Consider the following 24,980-nt stretch of genomic DNA (forward strand, 5'->3'; position numbering starts at 1 on the left):
CAACGGAGGGCGCGGCCCGCCTCGTTCGTCGCGTGGTCCGGGGCGTCCCCGGCCCCACGGCATGGCGCGGCACACCGGGTTGACCGCGCGGCCCGGGGCGCCTCCGGCCAACGGAGGGCGCGGCCCGCCACGTTCGCACGTGGTTCGGGGCGTCCCGGCCCCACGGCAGGACCGTGACGCGCGGGGGTGGTCACAGCAGGGAGGGCACCTCCGGTGCCGACACCTCCCGGGCCGCCCGCTCCAGGGCGCTGGCGAGCAGGGCCAGATCGGTCGGGCCGTTGCCCAGCTCCCGGACCGGGCGGCGGGCCGGCGGGTCGCCCATGCGCGACCACTCCAGCGCGACGACCGTCGGCCGCAGCGTCGCCGTACGGGGGATACGGCCGGTGACCCGGCCCCCCTGGAACACCGTCAGCCGCCCGTCCGACCAGGTCAGCCGGCCCCGCCCGGGCGCCGGTTCGTCCGGTCCCGCGGCGGGGGCGTCGAGGGCGACCCGCAGCGTGGCGCGGCGCGCCGGCTCCGTCTCCGCCGTACGGCCGCCGGGGCCGGTGGCGGCCACCAGGTGCACGCCGAGCCGCTCGCCCTCGCGCGCCACTGCCTCCAGCGCGCGGATCACCGAACCGGCCGCGGGCCTGCCCGGCGAGCCGAGGGCGGGGGAGACGAGGGCGTCCAGGTCGTCCACCACGACGACGAGACGGGGCAGCGGCGGTGCGGTCTCCGCCTGCCGGCGGGCCGCCGCGGGCCGCAACCGCAGCGTCGAACTCGACTGGACGTCGAGGTCCCCGCCCTGGTCGCCGCCCGCGGACGCGGCGCGCGCCGCCGCCGAACGCTGGGCGACCATACGGCCCGACAGCTCACGGCCTGTGTGCCACTCGGTGAAGTCGCTGCGGCCCAGCAGCTCGGCCCGCCGCTTCAGCTCGGCGCTCAGGGACTGCGCGAACTCCCGCATGCGGACAGGGTCGTTGGCGGTCAGGTGGGTGGTGACGTGCGGCACGTCCGTGCAGACCCGCAGGCCCTCGCCGTGTCCGCCGCCCCCGCCCACACTGTCCCGGCCGTCCATCAGGACGACGCTCAGGCGGTCCGGGCGTTCGGCGGCGGCGAGGGAGGCGACGACGGCACGCAGCAGCTCCGTCCGCCCGCTGCCCGGCGGTCCCTCGACCAGCAGGTGCGGGCCCTCGGCCGCGAGGTCCGCGCAGACCGGGCCGCGCGGGCCGGCGCCGAGCACGGCCCAGGCCCGCCCGCCCAGCGAGTCCGCGTCGTCGGCGGCGTCCGCCCAGCGCGCCATCAGGGACGCCGGGGTGGCCCGGGCCAGCCCCAACTCGTCCAGCAGGCGGGCCGCCTGAGGCAGCGGCGCGGACACCCGCGTGAGCCGCTCCCCGGCGGCGCTCTCCGTCCGCAGCGGCGCCAGCGCCCGCGCGAAGCGCTCCGCCCAGGCCGGTGAGACGGCGTCCACGGCGGCCACCGTGCCGTGCCCGACGGGACCGGGTTCGGCGGTGCCCGATCCGGCCCGCGCGACCCGCAGCAGCCGCAGCGCCGTCGCCACGTCGCCGCTGAGCAGCGCGACGGCGCCGCACTCACGGAAGGTGGGCGAGGCCGCGCAGGCCGCCTCGTAGGTGTCGGTCACCGGTGAGGCCGGCGAGGCGGGTGCCGTCTCGGCGAGACACACCACGTGTATCCCGGCGCGCGGGCCCTCCAGCGCCAGCCGCGCCACCGCCTCGCGCACGGCGGCGCCCCCGGGATCGCCGTCCACGACGACCACGGTGTACGGCCCCGGGAACGACGCGCCGGTGCCGGTCCCGTCGGGTGTGTCCTCGTCCCGGGCCCAGGCGGGGCGGTGGGCCGGGGAGTGGGCGTGCGGGCTGCCGGCCCGGTCGCCGGCCTCCGCCGCGCTGTCCCGGCGGCTGCCCGCCGCCGTGGGACGCGGCCCGCCGCGGGTCTCCGCGAGGTGGTCCTCCAGCCGGCGCAGCAGCTCGTCGGTGCGGGCCGTGGCCTGTTCGCGGTCGTAGGCGAGCAGCAGGCGGCAGTCCTGGCCGTGGCCCGGACGCACATGGGGGAGCCAGCCGAGCCACGCCCAGTCGGCGGTCCGCTCGGCCACGGGCCGGGCACGGTCCGCGCTGATCAGGACGACTTCCAGGGCGTCGGGCGAGTGCAGCGCGGCCAGTTGGGCCACCACCGCGCGGGCCAGCCCGGTGAGCCGGGTGCGCGGCCCGGCCAGCCCCAGCGCCCCGGCCTCGCGCAGGTCGGCGGTCACCGGCACGACCGGCAGCAGTGCGGAGCCGTCGGGCGCCGCCCGGTCCGCGGTGCCGAGCCGCACGGTGAGCGCCTCGGGGTGTCCCGGCTCGCGCTCCCACAGGCGGGGCCCGGGGCCCAGCGCCGTCAGCAGCAGGGCCGCCGGGTCGGGCCAGGTCTCCGGCGCCTGCGGTGCCGGGTCCGGCGGCTGTACGGCGACCGGGGCCGGCTCCTCGTCGTAGACCTGCGGGCCGGGTGGTTCCGGCTCTCCGCGCCCGCCGGTGAGCCGCCGCGCCCACGCGCCGATCCCGCCGCGCCTGCGCAGGCCCTGGGGGACGTCGGTGCCGCGCAGGGGGGTGCCCTTGCGGCGGCCGTTCTCCCCTGCCTCCTGGTCACCGGCCTCGAACTCCCGGCCGCCGCGCTGTTCACCGCGCCGGCCGCCGTGTTCCGGGTCGCGCGCGCCGTCGCGTGGTCCGCCGCGCTCGCCACCGCGCTGTCCGTCCCGCTTGCCGCTTTGTCCGGCGAAGGCGTCCTCGTCCGAGGCGGCGTCCGCCGAGGGGCCGCCCCGCGGACGGGCGTCCGGGTGGCCCGGGCGGGTGTGCCCCGCCGGGGCCCCGAGCGCGCCCGAGGCGCCGGCGTGGGTGTCCCCGCCGGAGTTCTGACGCGGCAGGACGGCCCGGCCGCCGTAGGGCCCCTGCTCCCGGACGTCGTCGCTGGGCGGGCCGGCGCTCTCGATGCGCGGCGCGCCGCCCTGCTCCGGCACCCCGGGCGGTTCGGCGCGGCCCTGTCCCTGGGCGGCCTGCTCGACGTGGGACGCGGCCCATCCGGCCGATCCGTACGTGTGCCGGGTCGGCCCGGTGGGGCCTGGGGTGCCGCTCCCGGCGCCGACGGCGTCCCGCGCGCGTGCCGCTGCGTCCCCGGTGTCGCCGGGGTCGCCGGGGTCCCCGAGGTGGGCATGGGTGCCCGCGTGGCCGCCGTCCGCCGTACCGCTCCCGGCGGGGACCCGCACCTGCCCCTCGCCGTCCGGTGTCGTGGGCATACGCGCGCCCGGTCCTCCGGCGGGAGTCAGCCGCAGGGCCGATTCACCGATGCGCAGCAATGCGCCCGGGGCGAAACGGACCGGTCGGGTGCCCACGCGGGTGCCGTCCAGGGTGGTGCCGTTGGTGGAGTCGAGGTCGGCGACCGAGACGCGGCCGTCGGCGGCGACGGTGACCGCGCAGTGCAGGCGCGAGACGTCCGGGTCGTCGAGCGGGACGTCGGCGTCGGCGGAACGGCCGAGGTGGATCTGACCGCCGTGCAGCAGGTGGACGCCGCCCGCGTCGGGACCCGCGACCACGTGCAACCGGGTGGGGGCGTCGTCGACCTCGGGGTGCGGCTCGGGTTCGGCGGGGGCGCCGAGGGACAGCACCGCGCCGTCGATCAGCGGGGGCTCGCCGAGGGTGCAGCGGCCGCCGTCGAGGCGCTCCGCGCCCGCGTACAGCACGACCTGGCCGCCCGACTCGCGGCCGCGCTCGGGCTGGGCTGCGCCCGGATCGCCGGAGACCGCCGACGCCAGCGCCGAGGCCACGGCCGCCAGGGCGGTGCCGGCGGGCGCCGTCACCAGCACGTCGCAGCTCGCGGCGCGGCCCCGCGCCGGTGAGAGCCCCTCCGCGCGCGAGGAACCGGGCGTGGGGGAGGTCGGGCCCTGCGGGTCTACGACGGTCAGCCGGATCTGCATCGCCGTCAGCGGTCCCTTCTGCGCGGGCGCTCGCGAGCGGGGACGAAGCGGCCCCGCGGTCCCCCACCGCGGACTTCCCCCACCGCCGGACGAGCACGTCGGCCAGTACTGCAGGCATCCTCGCACCTGTCACTGACAACCCGCCCGCCCCCCACCATCAAATGATCTTGATTGGTCGGCTCTGCCCGCAAAAGTGCCTGACCAGTGTCGTGCGAGTGATCGTTCGCCGACGACTTGAGATCGGTCACGTCCGGCCTGCGGCAACCGGGGGACCAAGTCGAGCGTCTTTCTTTCGAACACGCCCGGGAGGCGGTACGTAAGACGCACAGGAAGACGTCAGACGGTGCTCCGCACGGCGGCACTACAGTGGGTCGGAACACCTCGTAGCACAACGGACCGGCAGGCCGGTCCGCGGCGGGGGCCAGGCAAGCAAGCAGCAGGGAGCGCATGACGTGCGGCCGGTAGGCAGCAAGTACCTGCTCGAGGAGCCGCTCGGACGCGGCGCCACGGGCACCGTCTGGCGAGCCCGCCAGCGGGAGACCGCGGGCGCGGAGGCAGCCGTCCCCGGCCAGCCCGGCGAGACCGTCGCGATCAAGGTCCTGAAGGAAGAGCTCGCGAGCGACGCCGACATCGTGATGCGCTTCCTCCGGGAGCGCTCCGTCCTGCTCCGCCTGACCCACCCGAACATCGTGCGGGTGCGTGACCTGGTGGTCGAGGGCGACCTGCTGGCCCTGGTCATGGACCTCGTCGACGGCCCCGACCTGCACCGCTACCTGCGCGAGAACGGCCCCTTCACGCCGGTCGCCGCCGCCCTGCTGACCGCGCAGATCGCCGACGCGCTCGCCGCCAGCCACGCCGACGGCGTCGTGCACCGCGACCTGAAGCCCGCGAACGTCCTGCTGCGGCAGGACGGCGGCCAGATGCACCCGATGCTGACCGACTTCGGCATCGCGCGCCTGGCCGACTCCCCGGGCCTCACCCGCACCCACGAGTTCGTGGGCACCCCGGCCTACGTGGCACCGGAGTCCGCCGAGGGCCGCCCGCAGACCTCGGCCGTCGACGTCTACGGCGCCGGCATCCTGCTGTACGAGCTCGTCACCGGCCGTCCCCCGTTCGGCGGAGGGTCGGCCCTCGAAGTGCTCCACCAGCACCTGAGCGCCGAGCCGCGCCGTCCCTCCACGGTCCCCGACCCGCTCTGGACGGTCATAGAGCGCTGCCTGCGCAAGAACCCCGACCAGCGGCCCAGCGCCGAGAACCTCGCGCGCGGCCTGCGGGTCGTCGCCGAGGGCATCGGCGTGCACGCGAGCCCCGCGCAGATCGGCGCCGCCGACAACGTCGCCGTCCTGCTCGCACCGGACCCGGCGCCGGCCGCCGTGCCCGGCGCGGCCGGTTCCGCGGACCCCACGCAGGTGCTGCCGCACGGCGCGGGCGCCTACGACCCGAACGGCTACGACCCGAACGCCGCGACCAGCTACCTGCCGCACACCGGCGGCGCGGCGGGCGCCGCCGACCCCACCGCCGTACTGCCGAACACGGGGGCCGCCGACCCGACGGCCGTCATGCCGCCGGTGCCCCCGGGGCAGCCCGGCCAGTCCGGTCGTCCCGGGCAGCCCGAGGAACCGCACCCCTGGCAGAACCAGCTGCGCGCCGCCCGCGACCGCAACGAGCAGACCCAGGTCCAGTACCTCGACCCCGACGAGGACCCGCTGCGCCGGCGCCCCCAGCGCCAGGTGTCGCGGCCGCAGCAGCAGCAGCGTCCCCAGCAGCAGCCGCAGCGCAACCGGCAGCAGCACCCCCCGCAGGGCGGCGGGCCCGGCTACGGCTATCCGCAGCAGCAACAGCCGCAGCAGTACGCCCCGCAGCACCAGCAGCCCCAGCAGCGGTACGCACCGCCCGCCCCGCAGCGGCCCCAGCAGCCGCAGCGGCCCGCGCGTGAGCCCCGCGAGCCGCGCCAGCGCAGTGCCAACCCGATGAAGATCCCCGGTCTGGGCTGCCTGAAGGGATGCCTGTTCACGATCGTCATCCTGTTCGTGGCGGCCTGGCTGGTCTGGGAGCTCAGCCCGCTGCAGCACTGGATCGGCACCGGCAAGGGCTTCTGGGACCAGCTCGGGGACTGGTCCCACACGGTGCGGAAGCAGCTCGGGAAACTGAACGGCGGCTGATCCGGCCCTCGGGAACCGCCCTCAGGAACCCCGACTCTGGGGATTTGTCGACACCCGGCGGGTGATTTCCGTCTCCGCGGTGAAGGTTGGGTCGTCCGACGCGTAGCTTTAGCGACAACACGCGTCCGTAGGAGCAGCCTTGGCACGGAAGATCGGCAGCCGGTACACCGCCCACCAGATCCTGGGACGGGGCAGCGCCGGCACGGTGTGGCTGGGTGAGGGGCCCGAGGGGCCCGTCGCCGTCAAGCTGCTGCGCGAGGACCTCGCGTCCGACCAGGAACTCGTCGGACGCTTCGTCCAGGAGCGCACCGCCCTGCTCGGGCTGGAGCACCCGCACATCGTGTCCGTCCGCGACCTCGTCGTCGACGGCAACGACCTGGCCCTGGTCATGGACCTGGTCCGGGGCACCGACCTGCGCACCCGGCTCGACCGGGAGAAGCGGCTGGCGCCCGAGGCGGCCGTGGCGATCGTCGCCGACGTGGCCGACGGGCTGGCGGCGGCCCACGCGGCCGGCGTCGTGCACCGCGACGTGAAGCCCGAGAACATCCTGCTCGACATGCAGGGGCCGCTCGGCCCCGGCGGCGCGCACCCGGCGCTGCTGACGGACTTCGGTGTCGCCAAGCTCATCGACTCGCCCCGCCGGACCCGCGCCACGAAGATCATCGGCACGCCCGACTACCTGGCTCCGGAGATCGTGGAGGGCCTGCCGCCGAGGGCCTCGGTCGACATCTACGCCCTCGCGACCGTGCTGTACGAGCTGCTCGCGGGCTTCACCCCGTTCGGCGGCGGCCACCCCGGGGCGGTGCTGCGCCGCCATGTCACCGAGACGGTGGTGCCGCTGCCCGGCATCCCGGACGAGCTGTGGCAGCTGATCGTGCAGTGCCTGGCCAAGGCGCCGGCCTCCCGGCTGCGCGCCTCGGAGCTGGGCGCCCGGCTGCGGGAGCTCCAGCCGCTGCTGGCCGGGATACCGCCGCTGGACGTCGACGAGCCGGACGCGGAGTCCGAGCAGGAGACGCCGGAGGAGGTGTCCGCCGGCTCGGCGCCCACGGGGGAACAGGTACGGCGGCGCGGAGCGGTACCGCTGGTCCCGGGCGCCAAGCCGGCCGACTCCAACCGGGACACCCACACCTCGATGCGGGTGCCGGGCCCCGACGAACTGGCCGGCGGCGCCCTCGGCACCGCCCGCGTGCCACGGCCGGCGGGGGCGCCCCGGCCCGGCTCGGCCCGGCACAGGGCGACCACCCGGCGCCGGCGCGTGGTGCTGGGAACGGCCGCGGTGCTGCTGGTGGCGGCCGCCGGGGTCGGCACCTGGGCGGCCACGTCCGGCGACGGCACGGGAGCGGACCCGCAGAACCCGGAGACCTCGGCCCCGACGACTCCCTGACCACCCGCCCCGCGCGGGACGGCGACCGCCCGGCCACCCGCCCCCCGGCCCACGGTCGGCCGGGGCACCCACCGCCCAGCTCGCGGCCGGCCGGCACCGGCACCCCCGCCCCCCCCCACCCCCGGCAGGACCCCGTACCCGGCGCTCCCCGGTTGGCGGAGCCGTTAGGCTGGAGGTGTGGCAGTCGTCGATGTATCCGAAGAGCTCAAGTCCCTCTCCTCGACCATGGAGTCGATCGAGGCCGTTCTGGACCTCGACAAGCTGAGGGCAGACATCGCCGTGCTCGAGGAGCAGGCGGCCGCGCCGTCCCTGTGGGACAACCCGGACGAGGCGCAGAAGATCACCAGCAAGCTCTCCCACCTCCAGGCCGAGGTCAGGAAGGCGGACGTGCTGCGCGGGCGGATCGACGATCTGTCCGTGCTCTTCGACATGGCCGAGGAGGAGGACGACCCCGACACCCGCGCGGAGGCGGAGGCGGAGCTCGTTTCGGTGAAGAAGGCGCTGGACGAGTTGGAGGTCCGCACCCTCCTCTCCGGCGAGTACGACTCCCGCGAGGCGCTGGTCAACATCCGCGCCGAGGCCGGTGGCGTCGACGCCGCCGACTTCGCGGAGAAGCTCCAGCGCATGTACCTGCGCTGGGCCGAGCAGCACGGCTACAAGACGGAGATCTACGAGACCTCGTACGCGGAGGAGGCGGGCATCAAGTCCACCACCTTCGCCGTCCAGATCCCGTACGCCTACGGCACGCTCTCCGTGGAGCAGGGCACGCACCGGCTCGTGCGGATCTCGCCGTTCGACAACCAGGGGCGCCGGCAGACCTCCTTCGCGGGCGTCGAGATCCTGCCCGTGGTCGAGAAGACCGACCACATCGAGATCGACGAGTCCGAGCTGCGGATCGACGTGTACCGCTCGTCCGGCCCCGGCGGCCAGGGCGTGAACACCACCGACTCCGCGGTGCGGCTCACCCACCTCCCCACCGGCATCGTCGTCTCCTGTCAGAACGAGCGCTCGCAGATCCAGAACAAGGCGTCCGCGATGAACGTCCTCCAGGCGAAGCTCCTCGACCGGCGCCGGCAGGAGGAACAGGCCAAGATGGACGCCCTCAAGGGCGACGGCGGCAACTCCTGGGGAAACCAGATGCGTTCGTACGTCCTGCACCCGTACCAGATGGTCAAGGACCTGCGCACCGAGTTCGAGGTCGGCAACCCCGAGGCCGTGTTCAACGGTGAGATCGACGGCTTCCTGGAGGCCGGAATTCGCTGGCGCAAGCAGCGGGAGAAGTAACTTTGTCGACTCGGCAACTGTCGCCCGCGGGGCGGCAGTTGCCTTTTCTGTGCCCGTCTCCGGGCCGAGTGTCTGGGTTTTGCATCACACTCACACACTCCGACCACCGGCAAAGAACGCGTAGCAGGACATCGCGTACGCAACGGCCTTGACGATGCGTCGAAAACTCGCGAGGGTGAGGCTCGGCATGCGTATCTCTGGGGCGCATGTGAACCGGGGGACTCTCAACGCAGCCACCCCCGTCGATCACGGCCCCGGGCGCCGCCTCACTGACGAGAAGCTACTGGGGGTAGCAACCTTATGACCAAGAAGACGCGGATCCGTGTCGCGCGGATAGCCGCCGCCGCCGTCGTCGCGGCCGGTGCCTCGCTGACCGTGGCAGGCGCCGCCTCCGCCCTGGAGCTCGGTGTGACCGCGGACGAGACCGGTGTCGCCGTGACGGTGGACGACACCGGCACGCCGACCCCGACCTCGACCGAGCTCCCCACGGGGACTCCCACCGCGACTCCTCCCACCGTCGTCCCCACGGACGACCCGACCGAGCCCACGGAGGAGCCCACCGAGCCCACCGAGGACCCGACGGACGACCCCACCACCGCGCCCACCCACGCCCCGACCGGCGGCAGCACCAGCAACACCGGCGGCGGCGGCAACACCGGAGGGGGCAGCAACACGGGCGGCGGCAACAACGCCGACCCCGACGGCGGCACCTCCGCGCAGGAGGCGGGCACCTCGTCCCTCACCGACACCGGTACGGACACCACCACCCAGAGCGACGGCGAGCAGCTGGCCGAGACCGGCGCCGCGCAGACCACCTTCCTGGTGATCGGCGCCGCCACGATGATCGCGGGCGGCATCGGCTTCCGCATCCTGCCGCGTCTGGTGAGCGGCCGCGGCGGCGCCGCCGCCTGACGGTGGCCGCGCCCGTACTGCGTGGATGACACGCGTGTACGGCCGTACGGCGAAGGGCCCGGAGCGTGCACCGCTCCGGGCCCTTCCGTGCGTCCGCCGACAGCCCGCCGCTCCCGTGAGACCCGGGCGGACGCGCTCGCGGACGTCCTACGCGGTCTGGTGGGCCAGCAGGGCCACCGCCGCGACCAGCACCGCGAGGAGTGCGATCAGTGTCATCGGGTTCAGTCCCGCGAAGGGATTGTTCTCCTGCTGCAGCCGTGCGCGGTTCGCACGGCACACGGGGCACCGGCCTTCGCTCACGGGCGCCGCGCAGTTCGCGCACACCAGCCGGTCGTACGTCATGCGCTCGCCCTCCTAGCACCGGTTCCATGTACACAACGCCTTCGGGAACGCGAACGTTCCCCCTCCACTGTGCCAGGTTCCCCGGTGCGCCGCCCGGGCGCTGTGAAAAGGGTGACGGGCATCGCCCCGCGCCCGCCCCTCCCCCCGGCCCGGCGGGCGGTTCCGCACACCCTTTCCGGCCGTAGCGCTCCCGGCGCAGCGACTACGCGCCACACAAAACGCCACAACCCCCACGCAACCCCGACCGCCGCCTGCGCTCGCGCACCCGGTTCGCGTATGGTCACGCTCATCTACCCCCGGCGACCCGTGGTGCATCCGTGATCCGATTCGACAACGTATCCAAGGTCTACCCCAAGCAGACCCGCCCCGCACTCAGGGATGTCTCCCTCGAAGTGGAGAAGGGCGAGTTCGTGTTCCTCGTGGGCTCCTCCGGCTCGGGCAAGTCCACCTTCCTGCGGCTGATCCTCCGCGAGGAGCGGTGCAGCCACGGTCAGGTGCACGTCCTGGGCAAGGACCTCGCGCGCCTGTCCAACTGGAAGGTGCCGCAGATGCGCCGCCAGCTGGGAACCGTGTTCCAGGACTTCCGGCTGCTGCCGAACAAGACGGTCGCGGAGAACGTCGCCTTCGCGCAGGAGGTCATCGGCAAGTCGCGCGGCGAGATCCGCAAGTCCGTGCCGCAGGTCCTCGACCTCGTCGGACTCGGCGGCAAGGAGGAGCGCAGGCCCGGCGAACTGTCCGGCGGCGAGCAGCAGCGCGTCGCCATCGCGCGGGCCTTCGTCAACCGCCCCAAGCTGCTCATCGCCGACGAACCCACCGGCAACCTGGACCCGCAGACGTCCGTCGGCATCATGAAGCTGCTCGACCGCATCAACCGGACGGGCACGACCGTCGTGATGGCCACGCACGACCAGAACATCGTGGACCAGATGCGCAAGCGGGTCATCGAGCTGGAGCAGGGCCGCCTCGTCCGCGACCAGGCGCGCGGCGTCTACGGCTACCAGCACTGACGCTCCACGGAAAGGCTTAACCAGACGCCATGCGCGCCCAGTTCGTACTGTCGGAGATCGGCGTCGGTCTCCGCCGCAACCTGACGATGACCTTCGCGGTCATCGTCTCCGTCGCCCTGTCCCTGGCCCTGTTCGGCGGGTCGCTGCTGATGAGCGACCAGGTCACCACCATGAAGGGCTACTGGTACGACAAGGTCAACGTCTCGGTGTTCCTCTGCAACAAGAGCGACGCCGAGTCCGACCCCAACTGTGCCAAGGGCGCGGTGACCGAGGACCAGAAGAAGGCGATCCGGGCCGACCTGGACAAGATGACGTCGGTCGTCCAGGAGGTGACCTACGAGTCGCAGGACCAGGCGTACAAGCACTACAAGGAGCAGTTCGGCGACTCGCCGCTGGCCAGTTCCCTGACGCCGGACCAGATGCAGGAGTCGTACCGCATCAAGCTGAAGGACCCGGAGAAGTACCAGGTCATCGCGACCGCCTTCGACGGGCGCGACGGCGTGCAGTCGGTGCAGGACCAGAAGGGCATCCTGGACAACCTCTTCGGGCTGCTGAACGGCATGAACTGGGCCGCCCGCGCGGTGATGGCGCTGATGCTGGTGGTCGCCCTGATGCTGATCGTCAACACCGTGCGCGTCTCCGCGTTCAGCCGGCGGCGTGAGACCGGGATCATGCGCCTGGTGGGCGCCTCGGGCTTCTACATCCAGGCGCCGTTCATCATGGAGGCCGCGGTCGCCGGACTCATCGGCGGTGGGGTCGCCTGCGGATTCCTGGTGATCGCCCGCTACTTCCTCATCGACCACGGGCTGGCCCTGTCCGAGAAGCTGAACCTGATCAACTTCATCGGCTGGGACGCCGTCCTGACGAAGCTGCCGCTCATCCTCGCGACGAGCCTGCTGATGCCCGCGCTTGCCGCGTTCTTCGCGTTGCGCAAGTACCTGAAGGTGTGACGCATGCCAAGAGGGCCTTACGGGCAACCGCCCGTGCGGCCCTCTGCCTTGTCCTAGACTCACCGGCATGTCAGGCCCCGACCTGTTCTCCCAGCCCCGCCGCATCGGCCGCGGGGCGGCCCTGACATTGGTCTTCGCGAGCGTGCTCGTCGCCGGTGCCGCGACCGGCTCGCTCCCGGACGCGGACGCCAAACCCGCGTCCGGCGCCCCGCGTTCGGCCGCCCCCGCCGCCCGCCACGAGGACGTCACCGAGGCGGCCGCCGCGGCCGTGGCCGACGGCGCGTCCCCCGTGGAGGCCGCGCAGCGCGCGGTCAGCCGCAGCGGGGACCGCTGGGCCGCCGTCTACTCCCCGGGCGACTACCAGGAGTTCCAGGAGGCCCTGGACGGCGCGTACACCGGCGTGGGCCTGTGGGCGCGACGACAGCGCGACGGCCGGATCGAGGTGACGAAGGTGGCCGCCGGCTCGCCCGCGGCGATCGCCGGTGTCCACCGGGGCGACCGGCTGCGCAGCGTCGACGGGGAGCGGGTCGACGGGCGTCCCGTCACCGAGGTCGTCTCCTTACTGCGCGGCGACACCACGGACGCCCCCGCCGGTACGCGCGTACGCCTCGGTCTGGAACGCGGCACGCGCGCGTGGACCCTCACCGTCCGCCGGGCCCGGCTGTCCACCGACTCGGTCACCGTGCGCCGGCTCGCCGACGGCGTCACCGTCATCAGGATCGGCTCCTTCACCCGGGGCTCGGGCGACGTCGTCCGTACCGCCGTACGGCAGGCCCCGGCCTCCTCCGGCGTCATCCTCGACCTGCGCGGCAACTCAGGCGGCCTGGTCACCGAGGCCGTCACCGCCGCCTCCGCGTTCCTCGACGGCGGCCTGGTCGCCACCTACGACGTCGACGGCCGGCAGCGCGCCCTGCACGCCCAGCCGGGCGGCGACACCGCCAGACCGCTGGTGACCCTCGTCGACGGCGGCACCATGAGCGCCGCCGAACTCCTCACCGGTGCCCTCCAGGACCGCGGCCGCGCGGTCGTCGTGGGCTCCAGGACCTTCGGCAAGGGCTCGGTGCAGATGCCGAGCCGGCTGCCCGGCGGCTCCGTCGCCGAGCTCACCGTGGGCCACTACCGCACCCCGCTGGGCCGCGGTGTCGACGGCACCGGCATCACGCCCGACCTCGACGCGGGCGCCGGGGCGCTGGAACGCGCGGAGACCGTCCTGGGCGGGCTCGGGGACACTCCGTGACCGTTCGTCCCGCCTCCTGGTAATCGGCTTTCCCCCGGACCCCCTCGGGGTGCGAAAATGGCAGCACTATGAGCAAGGGAATGTACGTACCGAAAGAGTCCCAGCCGAAGCAGGGGGCGCCGGCCACCGGCAAGGTCAAGGACGGCAAGCGCAAGATCGTCGCGCAGAACAAGAAGGCCCGCCACGACTACGCGATCATCGACACCTACGAGGCCGGGCTCGTGCTCACCGGCACCGAGGTCAAGTCGCTGCGCCAGGGACGCGCCTCGCTGACCGACGGCTTCGTGCAGATCGACCAGAACGAGGCCTGGCTGCACAACGCCCACATCCCCGAGTACAGCCAGGGCACGTGGACCAACCACACCGTGCGCCGCAAGCGCAAGCTGCTCCTGCACCGCGAGGAGATCGACAAGCTGGCGGCGAAGTCCGAGGAGACGGGTCACACGATCGTGCCCCTCGCCCTGTACTTCAAGGACGGCCGGGCCAAGGCCGAGATCGCGCTCGCGCGAGGCAAGAAGGAGTACGACAAGCGGCAGACCCTGCGCGAGAAGCAGGACCGGCGCGAGTCGGACCGCGCGATCGCCGCGGCGAAGCGCAAGCAGCGGGGCGAATAGCGCCGGCACGTGGGGCGGGCGAGTGGCCGCGGAGCCGGCGGGCGGGATGCCGGGGCCGGCCGCGGGCGCGGCGGCCGGGAATACGGTGGCACGTGCGCGCGTTGGTCACGTACGATGGCATCCGCACCTCACAGCGGGTGCGTGAGCGGGACCCGGGTCGCGAGATCCGGTTTTGAAAAATCAACATGGGGATGATCGGTTTCGACAGCGGCTGTCGAAGCAGGGGAAGCGAGCCGAGGAAGCGGCAATGATCTCGTAAACCATATGTCGCAACCAATAATCGCCAATTCCAAGAGCGATTCCCAGTCCTTCGCCCTCGCTGCCTAATAAGCAGTGAGTGAAGGACCCTTAATGGGTGTCAGCCCGGGAGTGTTCCCGACCCGGATCCTGGCATAATCTAGGGAACTAAACCGTCGAGCCCGGTCACGGGGTTCGGCGGGAAATCAAACAGTGACTGAGCCCGTCGGAGACTTGTTCGCGTGATCTCCGGGGCTGAGAAAATCTCAGCGAACTGCGCTCGGAGAAGCCCTGATTCTGCACCGTTGGACGCGGGTTCGATTCCCGCCATCTCCACTCATCCCATGTGGCCAAAGGCCCCGCCGCTTTCGAGCGACGGGGCCTTTGTGCTGTCGGGGCGGCGTTCGGACACTGGATCATCACAATGTCCCCGTTCCCCTCTCCAGCCCTTGTCCTGACCCCGTCACGTCTGACTATGGTGAACGCCGCGCCCGGCGGAGCCGACCACTCCGTCATCGTGCGCGACATCAGGCGACCGGGGGACACCGTCGCCACGGGGAGAGACAGACCGTTTGTCATGCCGCGAGCCGGCTCTTCACGCATGCCCTGCCGCGCGGGCGACCCCGGTTGCCCATCACGCGATGAAGGGATGCCTCCTTGCGCCCGAAACGAGGGTTCATCAAACCCGGATCAGCACGGTCCGGACCACTCACCACCCTGCTGACGTCCGCCGTCGCGGCGGCCCTGCTCGGCGGCCTGGCTGTCCAGCCGGACCTGCTCAGCCGGTACGCGGCCGACGACATGGCCCCCGTGGCCGACAGCGGCGACAGTTACGACGGCTTCGACGCCAAGGCCGCCGAGCAGATCCGCCAGGACCAGTGCCTGATGACCGAGGTGCTGCGCATGGGCGGGCCGGCCATGTACGGCGTCGCCCAGGACGGTCTCGGTCAGAGCCCGGACAAGCTGCACACCGCGGCCGACCGCGAGTACTGGAACACCACTCCGCTGAGCACCGCGTTCCAGAAGGACCGCGACGACATCGACAAGATCGACCTGTACGGGCGGCTCGACGAATGGCAGAAGCCGCTGTCCGGTCTGTCGACGCCCGGCAACTTCACCAGCGTCGCGGACTTCTACGATCCTCCGGGCACCGCCGGTCGCGGAAAGGACTTCTTCGACCAGGTCGGCATCTCCCCGTGGCTGGGCGCGCAATGGTGGAAGAGCGAGGGCGACTACTACGAGGACCCGACGCCGAAAGCCGACGACGCCACGGCGAAGGCGGTCACCGACCTCGGCACCCCGCTGTACGGCAAGGACCCGGACCCGAGCCTGCCGCGTGACGAGTGGAACCGGGCGCTGGCGGAGCAGCGTGCGTGGGAGGACCGCATCTTCATGCACGGCCTGTGGGCCGACGACGCGCGCATCTTCCTCTCCTCCGGCGGCTTCCCGCGCACCGCGCCCGAGCCGGGCAGCGTGCAGCACCGCATCGCGGTCGAGGACCTGAAGTCCCGCTTCGCCTCCTGCGACTGGCACAGCCCCGCCGACCCCGACAAGGTCCTCGGCAGGGAGGTCGCGGACGCGTCCGCCGAGTGGCAGAGGGAGATCGCCTCCCAGGCCACGCAGCGCAACCAGATCCTCGGCGCGAGCCGCGACGCCACGAAGGCCCTGGCCGCCGGCTCCACCGCGCTCGGCGAGATGCTCGGCCAGTCATGGATCGCCGACCATCTGGTCCGCTGGCAGGACTACTGGTCCGCGGGCGGTGTCGGCTGGATCGGGGACAGCCCGATGGTCGTGCACGCGCACGGCGCCGCCGACAAGTGCCTCGAAGCGGCGGGCGGCAAGAAGGACAACGGCACCCCGGTGCAGATCTACACCTGCAACGGCAGCGCCGGGCAGAAGTGGCAGATCAGTGGCAGCGCCCTGGTCAACGTCAACTCCGGCAAGTGCCTGGACGTGAAGGGCTCCGGCACCGCCAACGGGACGGTGCTGCAACTCCTGACGTGCAACGCCAAGAGCGCCGCGCAGGCGTGGGAGTACAACAGCCACGCGGCGACGCGGCTGTACAACCCGGGCACCGGCAACTGCCTCGACCTGGCGACGTACGACAACGGCCGCGACGCGCGGATGTACGACTGCAAGGGCACCGACCCGCAGAAGTTCGACATCACGCCGTCGGGGCACAACGGCACCGACAAGCTGGACTACCCGACCAAGGCCCAGTTCGACAAGGCGAAGGCGGGCGTCACGGCCGCGCAGGCCGCCTCGAAGAAGCAGCTCGACCTGCTCAAGGCGCAGGCCGCCGCGGCGAAGAAGTCGGCCACCGACACGGACACCGCGACACAGGCCGCCTACGCCATCGCCGACAAGGCGGGCGCTCCCCGGGGCCGCGGTCTGCTGGTCGGTCAGCAGAAGGCACAGGTGACGAAGGCGTCGTCGGCCGCGCTGGACGCCCTGGCGAAGGCCGGTGACACCGCGTACTCCGCCACGAAGGCGGCCGCGGGGGACAGCGCGACCATCGCCGCCCGTGCGCTGACGCAGGCCGCGCAGTCGAAGGCGGCGTTCCGTACGGCCGCCGCACAGGCGGCCAACGAGCAGGCGAAGGCCGCCGCCGACGCGGCCGCCGTACAGGCGCAGACCGCGAAGGCCGCCCGGGACACCGCGAAGGCCAAGCTGGCCGAGACGCAGAAGGCCGAGGCCGACGCGAAGGCCGCCGCCGCGACCGCGCACGCCAAACGGCTTGCGGCCGAGGCGGAGGAGGCGACGGCCAAGGCGGAGAAGGAGACCGCCGCGGCCAAGCAGGCCGAGGCCGCCCAGCACAGGACCAACGCCGAGGCGTACGCGAGGACGGCCACCGAGGCGAAGGGCAGGGCGGAGGCCGCCGAGTCGACCGCCCGCGGCAAGCGCGAGGACGCGGAAGCCGCACGGGACCGGGCCAAGGGCAAGTCGGACGACGCCTGGGACGCCGAGAGCAAGGCGAACGCGGCCCGCGCCAAGGCCGACGCCAAGGACGCCTACGCCGAGGCCCACGACTCCTCGGACGACGCGGCGGACTCACGGGCGGCGGCGAACGACGCCGATCATGCCGCCGACGACGCCGAGGCGGCCGCGGGTTCGGCCCGCTCCGAGGCGGACGCGGCGGGCAGGGCGGCGGCGGACGCCGACGCGGCCGCCACACGCGCCGAGGCCGCGGCCAAGCGCGCACGGTCCGACTCGGACGCGGCGCAGGCGGCCAAGCTGAAGGCGGACGCCGCGGTACGCACCGCGACGAGCGCGGCGGCGGACGCGATCAAGGCGTCCCAGGCCTCGGCCGCCGCCGCCCGCACCGCGGTCAAGCTCGCCGACGACGCCGAGAAGGACGCGGCGGACGCGAAGACCCAGGCGGACGCGGCGCAGGCGCAGGCCGTGAAGGCGGTCGCGGGAGCGGCCGACGCGGCCGGTCACGCCTATACGACCGCGCAGGCGGCGGAGGACGCGGGCGCCTCGGCGCGGCAGGTCGCGGCACCGGCGAACGACGCGATCCAGCTCGGTTCGCCGTATGCCGACTCCGACTCCACGGCCGGTCTCGTCGTCCTGACGGGACAGTCCGCGAAGACGATCGCCGAGCAGCAGCAGGCGGTCGCCGAGGCGCACGCCGTCAACGCGCAGAAGAACGCCGAGCAGGCGGCGAGCCTCGCGAACGCGGCGACGGGCGACGCGAAGGCCGCGTACACCATCGCCGCGGAGGCGGCCGGTCACGCGGCGGACGCCCGCAAGTCGGCCAAGGAGGCGCTGGGTTACGCCGCGGAGGCGGCCACGTACGCGGCGGACGCGCAGCGGTCACTGGCGCGTGCCATCGGGTACGACCAGCAGGCCACCACGGACGCGGCCGCGGCCGACAAGGCGGCCGGCCACGCCGAGGGCTACGCCAAGGACGCCCGTGACAGCGCCGACCAGGCGGCCCTGGACGCCGAGGCGGCCCGCACGGCGGCCTCCGAGGCCGAACAGGCCGCGAAGGACGCCCGTGCCGCGGCCGACCGCGCCGACGCCGAGGCCACCGCGGCCGAGGAAGCGGCGAAGGACGCGCAGAAATACGCCGACTCGGCGCAACAGGCGGCGGACGAGGCCGCGCGCAACGACGCGAACAAGCAGGTGCAGGCGGGCGCGGGGACCGGCATCGGCGGTGTCTTCTACATCATCGACAAGATGACCGAGGCGGCACCGGGCAAGCAGCTCAACCCGTGCGACTACACGCTGCAGGGCTGCACGGTGACGTACGAACTCCACGTCGACGTCACGGTCAGCTACTACTTCTGCGAGAACCCGGACGTCCCGGCCACCGAGTCGGGCTGCCCGCAGGAGGACACCGCCTTCCTCAAGACGGAGGTCCTCAAGAACCAGGTGCAGAAGTGGACCCACCACTTCAGCGCCGGTGACATCACCCGGCTCGGCTGGCAGGCCCTGTTCGGCGACACCCTGGGCGCGGTCCTCTACGAGGTGGTGCTGGGCGACGCCGTCCGCTGCTACCACGGCGACAAGGCCGGCTGCGCCTGGTTCGCGTCCAACTTCATCCCGGGCAAGGCCTTCGAGAAGGTCGCCGAGCTCCTCCGCGGGCTCGACGCCGCGATGAAGACCGGGATCGGGGTCTCGGACGCGCTCAAGGCGCTGAAGGCCCTGGACGATGTGGACCCGCAGACGCTGGCCCGGATCGAGCGGAGCGTGAAGGTCTACGAGGACGCGCGCACGGCGTGCCGGATCAACAGCTTCCCCGGCGGCACCGAGGTGGTCCTGGCCGACGGCAGCCGCAAGGCGATCCGTGAGGTGCGGTACGGCGACCTGCTCCTGGCCACCGACCCCGCCACGGGGCGCACCCTGGGCGAGCCGGTCACCCGCACGTTCTCCCACCTCACGGAGGACTTGCTGGTCGTCACCCTGGACGACGGCGGACGTCTGACAAGCACACCGGGGCACAGGTTCTACGTCACCGGGCGGGGCTGGATCCTCGCGTCGGAGTTGCGTGACGGTGACAGCCTGCGCACCACGGACGGAACCCTCCGGACGGTGGCCGCGGTACGCGACCGGAACGTCTCGGCACGACGGACCGTGTACGACCTGACGGTGTCGGGCCTGCACACGTTCTACGCGGTGGCGGGAAGCACTCCGGTCCTGGTCCACAACTGCAACGACCTCGTGGCCGACGCGACGGAGTTCTCCGGGCTGGCGCATACCCTCGACGAGCACACGGCCGGCGCCGGAGCCGGGTACGTGACCTCCCGCGCGCGGGCGACTGAAATCGCCATCGAGAAGGGAGGCCCCAACGGGGTGTTCACCGACCTCGCGACGGCACAGGCGGTGGTGGACGCAGCACTGAAGAGCAAGGCGGCAGAGATCTCGAGGTGGCTGCGCGGCAGCCAGCGGGAGAAGGCGTTGACGGGGACCTTCGGAGCGAACTCCCTCGGCTATGTGGCCAAGACGGACAGAACCTTTGCCGACGCCAAGAACGGGTACAGGATCGTGCTCAAGCGGGCGAAGGGGCACAAGTCCGGCTACTACGTGTTCACGGCGTTCCCGATCTAGGAGGTGACAGTCAGTGCAGGGTACGGACGAGTCCGACTTCGGCGTGACCTGGTTGATGAGCATGTTCCACGAGGACTGGTCTCATCATGGGCCGACGGCTGCCGCGGCAACCGAGTACCACCTCTGGGAGGGGCTGGACCAGCAGAGCGTTCTCGCGGTCCGGAAGGACGCTCGGCTGCTGCGGGGCCTTCCCTCGGAAACGATCGAGGCACTGTGGCAGGCCGGGACGGCGACGGGGCCGGGCTTCTTCTCCGGAGGACGTACCGGCGTCACGTCGGGTGAACAGTGGATGGAAACGCTCGTCGCCGTGTGCGACGCCTGGTTGTCCACGAAGGAGAACACCCCGCCGCCCGCCGAACCCGGTAAGGAGGACGGCACGGAACTGGCAGACGCGGTCCTGGCCGAGATCGGCCGGGCCGGGTCGGTCCCGAGTGAGGTCAGGGGCGCGCTGGCCGAGTGCGCCCGCCGCTGTACCCCTGACCTCGCGTTCCGGCTGCTGCTGAGAGCGATCTCCGAAGCCGGTACGGAATCTGGTGCACGGCTGTCTCCGCACCACTACGCGAGGCTGGAAACACTCGGGTCGGCACTGGATTACGGCCAGTACGTCGTGTCCGACCTGAAGCACCTCGTCAGCTCCTAGCCTGAGCGTGTTCCACGCCCACATCTCTGGGCGATCGCTTCAACCGAAGGGCGCCCCTCCCCCGCGCGGTGCGACGGAGGGGCGCCCGTTTTCCCATTCGTCCTCGACGCAAGGGACTCTCCACCCCATGTTCCTTCTCCGTCTCCTGCCTGCGTTGCCGAGGGAGGTCTCCATCGGCGTCGTCGGGCTCCTCGCCGGTCTGTTCCTCGCCGTGCACGGCGGTATACAGGCCTATGCCGAAGGGACAGGTGTCCCTGGAACCGTGTACGTGAACGAGTGCAGACCCTCCGACGGTGGCTCGGCCGATCTGTGGACGGAGGGGTGGGCGTGTGACGGCTCCTTCGACGCCGACGACCACTCCGTCCGGATCGACAGCGTCGCCGTCGACGGCGTTCTCGACTCCCGCCCCGACGCCACCCTCGCAGCCCTGGTCGACGGCCCGGGAGCACACACCGCGACCCGGGACGGCTCCGGCGGCTGGAAGTGGCCCGCCCTGACCGGCATGGTCCTCATCGCCTTCACCGCCTGGCGGGTTCGCACCGTCAAAGCCATGTTGCGCGCGCGCCGAGCCGACCGGGCGCCGGTCGCGTGAGCCCGTCGGCGCGGCGCGAGCGCGTCGGGGCAGTCGTGCGGGTGGTGTGGACGCTCACGCGTCCCGCCGCCTTGTACTCCCGCGCACCGTCAGCCGCGCTGCCAGCAGAGTCGCCTCCGGTGTCTCCGTGGCGCCGGTGAGTTTGCTCATCAGCAGTTCCACCGCCCGGGTGCCCACCTGCGTCGACGGCAGGTCGACCGAGGTGACCGGGACGCGGGTGGACTCGGCGAGTTCGGCCGGGCAGATCGCCGTCACCGACAGGTCGGCCGGTACGCGCAGGCCGAGTTGGCCGAAGGCGTCGATCAGGGGTTCCAGGACCGCCTCGTTGTGGACGACGACGCCCGTCAGCGCGGGCTGTTCGCGCAGCAGGCGTTCCGCGACCGTCCGGGCCGCGGCCGGGCCCGCCTCGCACGGGTGCACCGAGGAGGTGAGCCCGGCCCGGTCGGCCGCAGCCGTGAAGCCCTTGACCACGCGCTGTGCGTATGCCGTCCCGCGCACGTACACCTCCGGCGGTGAGCCGACCAGGGCCACGATCCGGTGACCGAGGGCCGCGAGATGGTCGACGCAGGTCTCGCCGGCCGCGTGGAAGTCGAGGTCGACGCAGGTCAGTCCGGCGGGTTCGGCGGGGAAGCCGATCAGTACGGAGGGGAGGTCCAGCGAGCGCAGCAACGGCAGGCGGGGGTCGTCCAGTTGTACGTCCATGACGATCAGGGCGTCGACGAGGGCCGTGTCCGCGACCCGGCGCAGTCCCTCCTCGCCCTCCTCCTGGGTGAGCAGCAGCACGTCGTGGTCGTGGAGCCGGGCCGTGGTCACCACCGACACCGCGAACCGCATCACGACCGGCACGTGGACGCCGGTCCGCAGCGGCACCACGAGGGCGATGACCTTGGATCTGCTGCTGGCCAGCGCCCGGGCGCCCGCGTGCGGGCGGTAGCCCAGCTCGTGGATGGCCGCCCGGACGCGCTGCCGGGTCTCCGCGGAGATCGGCCGCTTGCCGCTGAGCGCGTACGACACGGTGCTGGGGGAGACCCCGGCGCGCCGCGCCACATCGGTGATCTTGACCATCAGCCCAGCTCCAGAGTGAGGAACCCGGTCCCGGCCGGCGCCCGCCCGACGCGCTCCCCGGCCGCCAGCGCCCAGGGCGCCGAGGGGGTGTCGCAGGAGGCCCGCAGGGTGTCCCCTTCGCGTACGACGGTGAAGGTCGCCCCGCCGACGGGCACCGTCACCCGGGCACCGCGCCGCAGACCGTACGCCCGCAGCGTGACGCCGTCGGCGTGGTCGTAGTCGGGCCGGTCGTCCACCGCGCCGACCGGGATCACCGCGCCCGGCCGCACCAGCAGCGGCACGCTCAGGACGTCGTGCCGCTCGCGCACCCAGCGCGGTCCGGTGACCGTCCGCCCGGTCACGAAGTGGGTCCAGGTGCCCTCGGGGACGTAGTAGGAGACGTCGCCCGCGTCGCTGAACACCGGGGCCACCAGCAGGTCGGGGCCGAGCATGTACTGGCGCTCCAGGTGCGCGCATCCGGGGTCGTCGGGGAACTCCAGGACCATCGCCCGCATCACCGGCACGCCCTCGGTGTGGGCGGTGCGCGCGGCCCCGTACAGGTAGGGCATGAGCCGCAGCTTCAGCCGGGTGAAGTGCCGCAGCACGTCCACGGACTCCTCGTCGAAGTGCCACGGCACGCGGTAGGAGGAACTGCCGTGCAGGCGGCTGTGCGAGGAGAGCAGTCCGAACGCCACCCAGCGCTTGAAGAGGGCGGGCGTCGGTGTGCCCTCGAAGCCGCCGATGTCGTGGCTCCAGAAGCCGAACCCGGACAGGCCGAGGGACAGCCCGCCGCGCAGCGACTCGGCCATCGACTCGTACGTCGCCTCGCAGTCACCGCCCCAGTGCACCGGGAACCGCTGGCTGCCCGCCGTCGCCGAACGGGCGAAGACCACCGCCTCCCGTTCGCCGCGGTGCTTGCGCAGCACGTCGAAGACGGTGCGGTTGTAGAGGTACGTGTAGTGGTTGTGCATCCGCTCGGGGTCGGAGCCGTCGGACCAGGCCACGTCGAGCGGCACCCGCTCGCCGAAGTCGGTCTTGAAGCAGTCGACGCCCTGCGCGAGCAGCCCCGCCAGCTCGGCCGCGTACCAGTCGCGCGCCTCGGGACGGGTGAAGTCGACCAAGGCCATGCCGGGTTGCCACTGGTCGCCCTGCCAGACGCTGCCGTCCGGCCGTCTCAGCAGGTGCCCGAGTTCCCTGCCCTCCGCGAACAGCGGGGAGCGCTGGGCGATGTACGGGTTGATCCACACGCTCACCCGCAGGCCCCGTTCCTTCAGCCGCGCCAGCATGCCCTCCGGGTCGGGGAAGACCCGGGGGTCCCAGCGGAAGTCGCACCAGTGGTGCTCGCGCATCCAGAAGCAGTCGAAATGGAAGACGGACAGCGGGAGTTCGCGTGCGCGCATGCCCTCGATGAAGGAGGTGACCGTCTCCTCGTCGTAGGAGGTGGTGAACGAGGTCGACAGCCACAGGCCGAACGACCAGGCGGGCGGCAGCGCCGGGCGGCCTGTGAGGGCGGTGTACCGGCGCAACACGTCCCTGGGGGTGGGGCCGTGGATGACGTAGTACGTCAACTGCTGTGTCTCGGCGCTGAACTGGAGCCGTGACACCGCTTCCGAGGCGACCTCGAAGGAGACCTTCCCCGGGTGGTCGACGAAGACGCCCCAGCCGGCGTCCGTGAGACAGAAGGGCACGTTCTTGTACGCCTGTTCGGTGGCGGTGCCGCCGTCGGCGTTCCAGATGTCGACCACCTGGCCGTTCCTCACCAGCGGCCCGAAGCGTTCGCCGAGGCCGTACACGCTGGTGCCGACGCCGAGGTCGAGCTGCTCGCGGAGATGGTGGGCGCCGTCCGCGTTCCGCAGGATGCCCATGCCCTTGGCGCCGCTGCCGGTGAGGGTGCGGCCGCCGGCCAGGAAGTCGACCCGCCAGGGGCCCCCGCGGGTGAAGCGGACCGACAGCGCGCCGGAGGTCAGGGTCGCGTGCTCGTCGTCGTAGGAGAGGGCGGGTGTGAACTCGGTTCGGCTCAGGTCGAATTCGGGTCCGCGGGGGTTCTCGCCCGCCCAGTGGGTGACGGTGACGCCGATGACGCCGGGCATCGGCGCGTGCGCGCTGATCGTCAGGACCGGCCCGGTCAGCAGGTCGCCGCGGTGGCGGACGGGCCGGGTCGGCGCGTGCATCTCCAGCACGCCGTCGTGGGCGCGGACGTCGAGGATCTGGGCCGGGTGGTCGGCTGTGACACCCTCACGCAGCAGCCAGTAGCCGTCGGTGAACTTCATGTGGGGGGTCCTTACTTCACCGCTCCCACGGCGATGCCGCGGGTGAGGGTGCGCTGGAAGACGAGGAAGAAGACGACGGCTGGCAGGACACCGAGGAGGGCGGCCGCATTGGTCATCGTGGCGTCCATCAGGCGCTGGCCCTGGAGGACGCCTAGGGCCACCGACACGGTCTGGTTGTCGTTGGAGATCAGCATGACCAGGGGCAGCAGGAACTCGTTCCAGGTCCAGACGAAGAAGAAGACCAGGAGTACGCCGAGGGTCGGCCGGCTGACGGGGACCACGATCCGCCACAGGACCTGCCACGTGCCGGCGCCGTCGATCCGGGCGGCCTCGATGATCTCGCGGGGAAACCGGCTGAGGACCGAGGACAGCAGGTACGTGCCGAACGCCGCCTGGATCACCGTGAACACGATGATCACGCTGAGCCGGGTGTCGTAGAGCCCGGCCTGCTTGCACAGGTAGTACACGGGGTAGACCAGCGCCTCCTGCGGCAGCATGTTCGCCAGCACGAAGAAGGCGAGCACCCAGGTACGGCCTCTGATCCGGCCGATGCCGATCGCGTAGGCGTTGAGGACGGACAGGACGGCCGCGCCGACGGCCACGCAGCCGCTGATCAGCACCGAGTTGGCCAGTTTCCGTCCGTAGTCGACGCGCTGCCAGAAGTCCTTCAGCCCGTCCAGGTAGAGGCCGTCGGGCAGGCTGAGGGGGCCGTGCGCGGAGTACTCGGCGGGCGACTTGACCGCGTTGACCGCGACGATCGCGAACGGGACCACCATGAACAGGGCGGCCAGGCACAGGGCGGCCAGCAC

The 24,980-nt window shown here is 72.5% G+C and carries 16 protein-coding genes and 1 other RNA gene; 12 read left to right on the forward strand and 5 right to left on the reverse strand.

All coding sequences use genetic code 11. The features are described 5' to 3' along the window. Window positions 1-190: 190 nt before the first annotated feature. Entirely contained in the window at window positions 191-3,943 is a 3,753-nt protein-coding gene (locus ABZT03_RS25160; RefSeq protein WP_356042839.1) for an FtsK/SpoIIIE domain-containing protein, read from the reverse strand. A gap of 452 nt (window positions 3,944-4,395) precedes the next feature. Between ABZT03_RS25160 and ABZT03_RS25165 the strand changes: the two genes are divergently transcribed. From ABZT03_RS25165 to ABZT03_RS25180, 4 genes are all read left to right on the forward strand, one after another. Beyond that, entirely contained in the window at window positions 4,396-6,105 is a 1,710-nt protein-coding gene (locus ABZT03_RS25165; protein ID WP_356042841.1) for a serine/threonine-protein kinase, read from the forward strand. 139 nt (window positions 6,106-6,244) lie between these two features. After that, window positions 6,245-7,489, forward strand: coding sequence for a serine/threonine-protein kinase (locus tag ABZT03_RS25170; RefSeq protein ID WP_356042843.1), 1,245 nt, complete (start codon window positions 6,245-6,247; stop codon window positions 7,487-7,489). 177 nt (window positions 7,490-7,666) lie between these two features. Beyond that, a complete protein-coding gene (prfB, locus tag ABZT03_RS25175) occupies window positions 7,667-8,773 on the forward strand; it encodes a peptide chain release factor 2 (RefSeq protein WP_356042845.1) in 1,107 nt (368 codons plus the stop codon). A gap of 300 nt (window positions 8,774-9,073) precedes the next feature. Further along, window positions 9,074-9,685 carry a hypothetical protein gene (locus tag ABZT03_RS25180; protein WP_356042847.1) on the forward strand — a complete coding sequence of 204 codons (612 nt, stop codon included), beginning with the start codon at window positions 9,074-9,076 and terminating at the stop codon, window positions 9,683-9,685. Between the two features lie 147 nt (window positions 9,686-9,832). Here the strand turns inward: ABZT03_RS25180 and ABZT03_RS25185 are convergent, their stop codons facing one another. Continuing rightward, on the reverse strand, window positions 9,833-10,027 hold the full coding sequence (locus ABZT03_RS25185; RefSeq protein WP_356042849.1) for a hypothetical protein: 195 nt from the start codon (window positions 10,025-10,027) through the stop codon (window positions 9,833-9,835). A 317-nt stretch (window positions 10,028-10,344) separates the two neighbouring features. Here ABZT03_RS25185 and ftsE point away from each other — a divergent pair, with 317 nt between their 5' ends. From ftsE to ABZT03_RS25225, 8 genes are all read left to right on the forward strand, one after another. Further along, a complete protein-coding gene (gene ftsE / locus ABZT03_RS25190) occupies window positions 10,345-11,034 on the forward strand; it encodes a cell division ATP-binding protein FtsE (RefSeq protein WP_356042850.1) in 690 nt (229 codons plus the stop codon). A 29-nt stretch (window positions 11,035-11,063) separates the two neighbouring features. After that, complete coding sequence (gene ftsX / locus ABZT03_RS25195) at window positions 11,064-11,984, forward strand: permease-like cell division protein FtsX (protein ID WP_356042852.1); 921 nt, start codon at window positions 11,064-11,066, stop codon at window positions 11,982-11,984. Window positions 11,985-12,051: 67 nt separating this feature from the next. Then, window positions 12,052-13,221: a S41 family peptidase gene (locus ABZT03_RS25200; RefSeq protein WP_356042853.1), complete on the forward strand. Its 1,170-nt coding sequence runs from the start codon at window positions 12,052-12,054 to the stop codon at window positions 13,219-13,221. 80 nt (window positions 13,222-13,301) lie between these two features. Next, on the forward strand, window positions 13,302-13,835 hold the full coding sequence (gene smpB / locus ABZT03_RS25205; protein ID WP_356042855.1) for an SsrA-binding protein SmpB: 534 nt from the start codon (window positions 13,302-13,304) through the stop codon (window positions 13,833-13,835). A gap of 187 nt (window positions 13,836-14,022) precedes the next feature. Continuing rightward, window positions 14,023-14,411, forward strand: a transfer-messenger RNA (tmRNA) gene (gene ssrA, locus ABZT03_RS25210). Window positions 14,412-14,873: 462 nt separating this feature from the next. Beyond that, window positions 14,874-19,625 carry a ricin-type beta-trefoil lectin domain protein gene (locus tag ABZT03_RS25215; protein ID WP_356042928.1) on the forward strand — a complete coding sequence of 1,584 codons (4,752 nt, stop codon included), beginning with the start codon at window positions 14,874-14,876 and terminating at the stop codon, window positions 19,623-19,625. 13 nt (window positions 19,626-19,638) lie between these two features. Next, entirely contained in the window at window positions 19,639-20,265 is a 627-nt protein-coding gene (locus ABZT03_RS25220; RefSeq protein WP_356042857.1) for a hypothetical protein, read from the forward strand. 127 nt (window positions 20,266-20,392) lie between these two features. Then, window positions 20,393-20,857, forward strand: a complete 465-nt coding sequence (locus ABZT03_RS25225; RefSeq protein WP_356042858.1) for a hypothetical protein — start codon at window positions 20,393-20,395, stop codon at window positions 20,855-20,857. Window positions 20,858-20,911: 54 nt separating this feature from the next. Here ABZT03_RS25225 and ABZT03_RS25230 read toward each other — a convergent pair whose 3' ends face one another. The 3 genes from ABZT03_RS25230 to ABZT03_RS25240 are packed head-to-tail and all read right to left on the reverse strand — an operon-like array spanning window position 20,912 to window position 24,947. Beyond that, window positions 20,912-21,922 carry a LacI family DNA-binding transcriptional regulator gene (locus ABZT03_RS25230; protein ID WP_356042860.1) on the reverse strand — a complete coding sequence of 337 codons (1,011 nt, stop codon included), beginning with the start codon at window positions 21,920-21,922 and terminating at the stop codon, window positions 20,912-20,914. Continuing rightward, window positions 21,922-24,171 carry an alpha-xylosidase gene (gene yicI, locus ABZT03_RS25235; protein WP_356042862.1) on the reverse strand — a complete coding sequence of 750 codons (2,250 nt, stop codon included), beginning with the start codon at window positions 24,169-24,171 and terminating at the stop codon, window positions 21,922-21,924. Before yicI ends, ABZT03_RS25230 begins: the two co-directional genes overlap by 1 nt. An 11-nt stretch (window positions 24,172-24,182) precedes the next feature. Further along, complete coding sequence (locus ABZT03_RS25240; protein WP_356042931.1) at window positions 24,183-24,947, reverse strand: carbohydrate ABC transporter permease; 765 nt, start codon at window positions 24,945-24,947, stop codon at window positions 24,183-24,185. Window positions 24,948-24,980: the final 33 nt, after the last annotated feature.

Source organism: Streptomyces sp. NPDC005574 (assembly GCF_040605435.1).
In the GTDB taxonomy this organism is placed as follows: domain Bacteria; phylum Actinomycetota; class Actinomycetes; order Streptomycetales; family Streptomycetaceae; genus Streptomyces.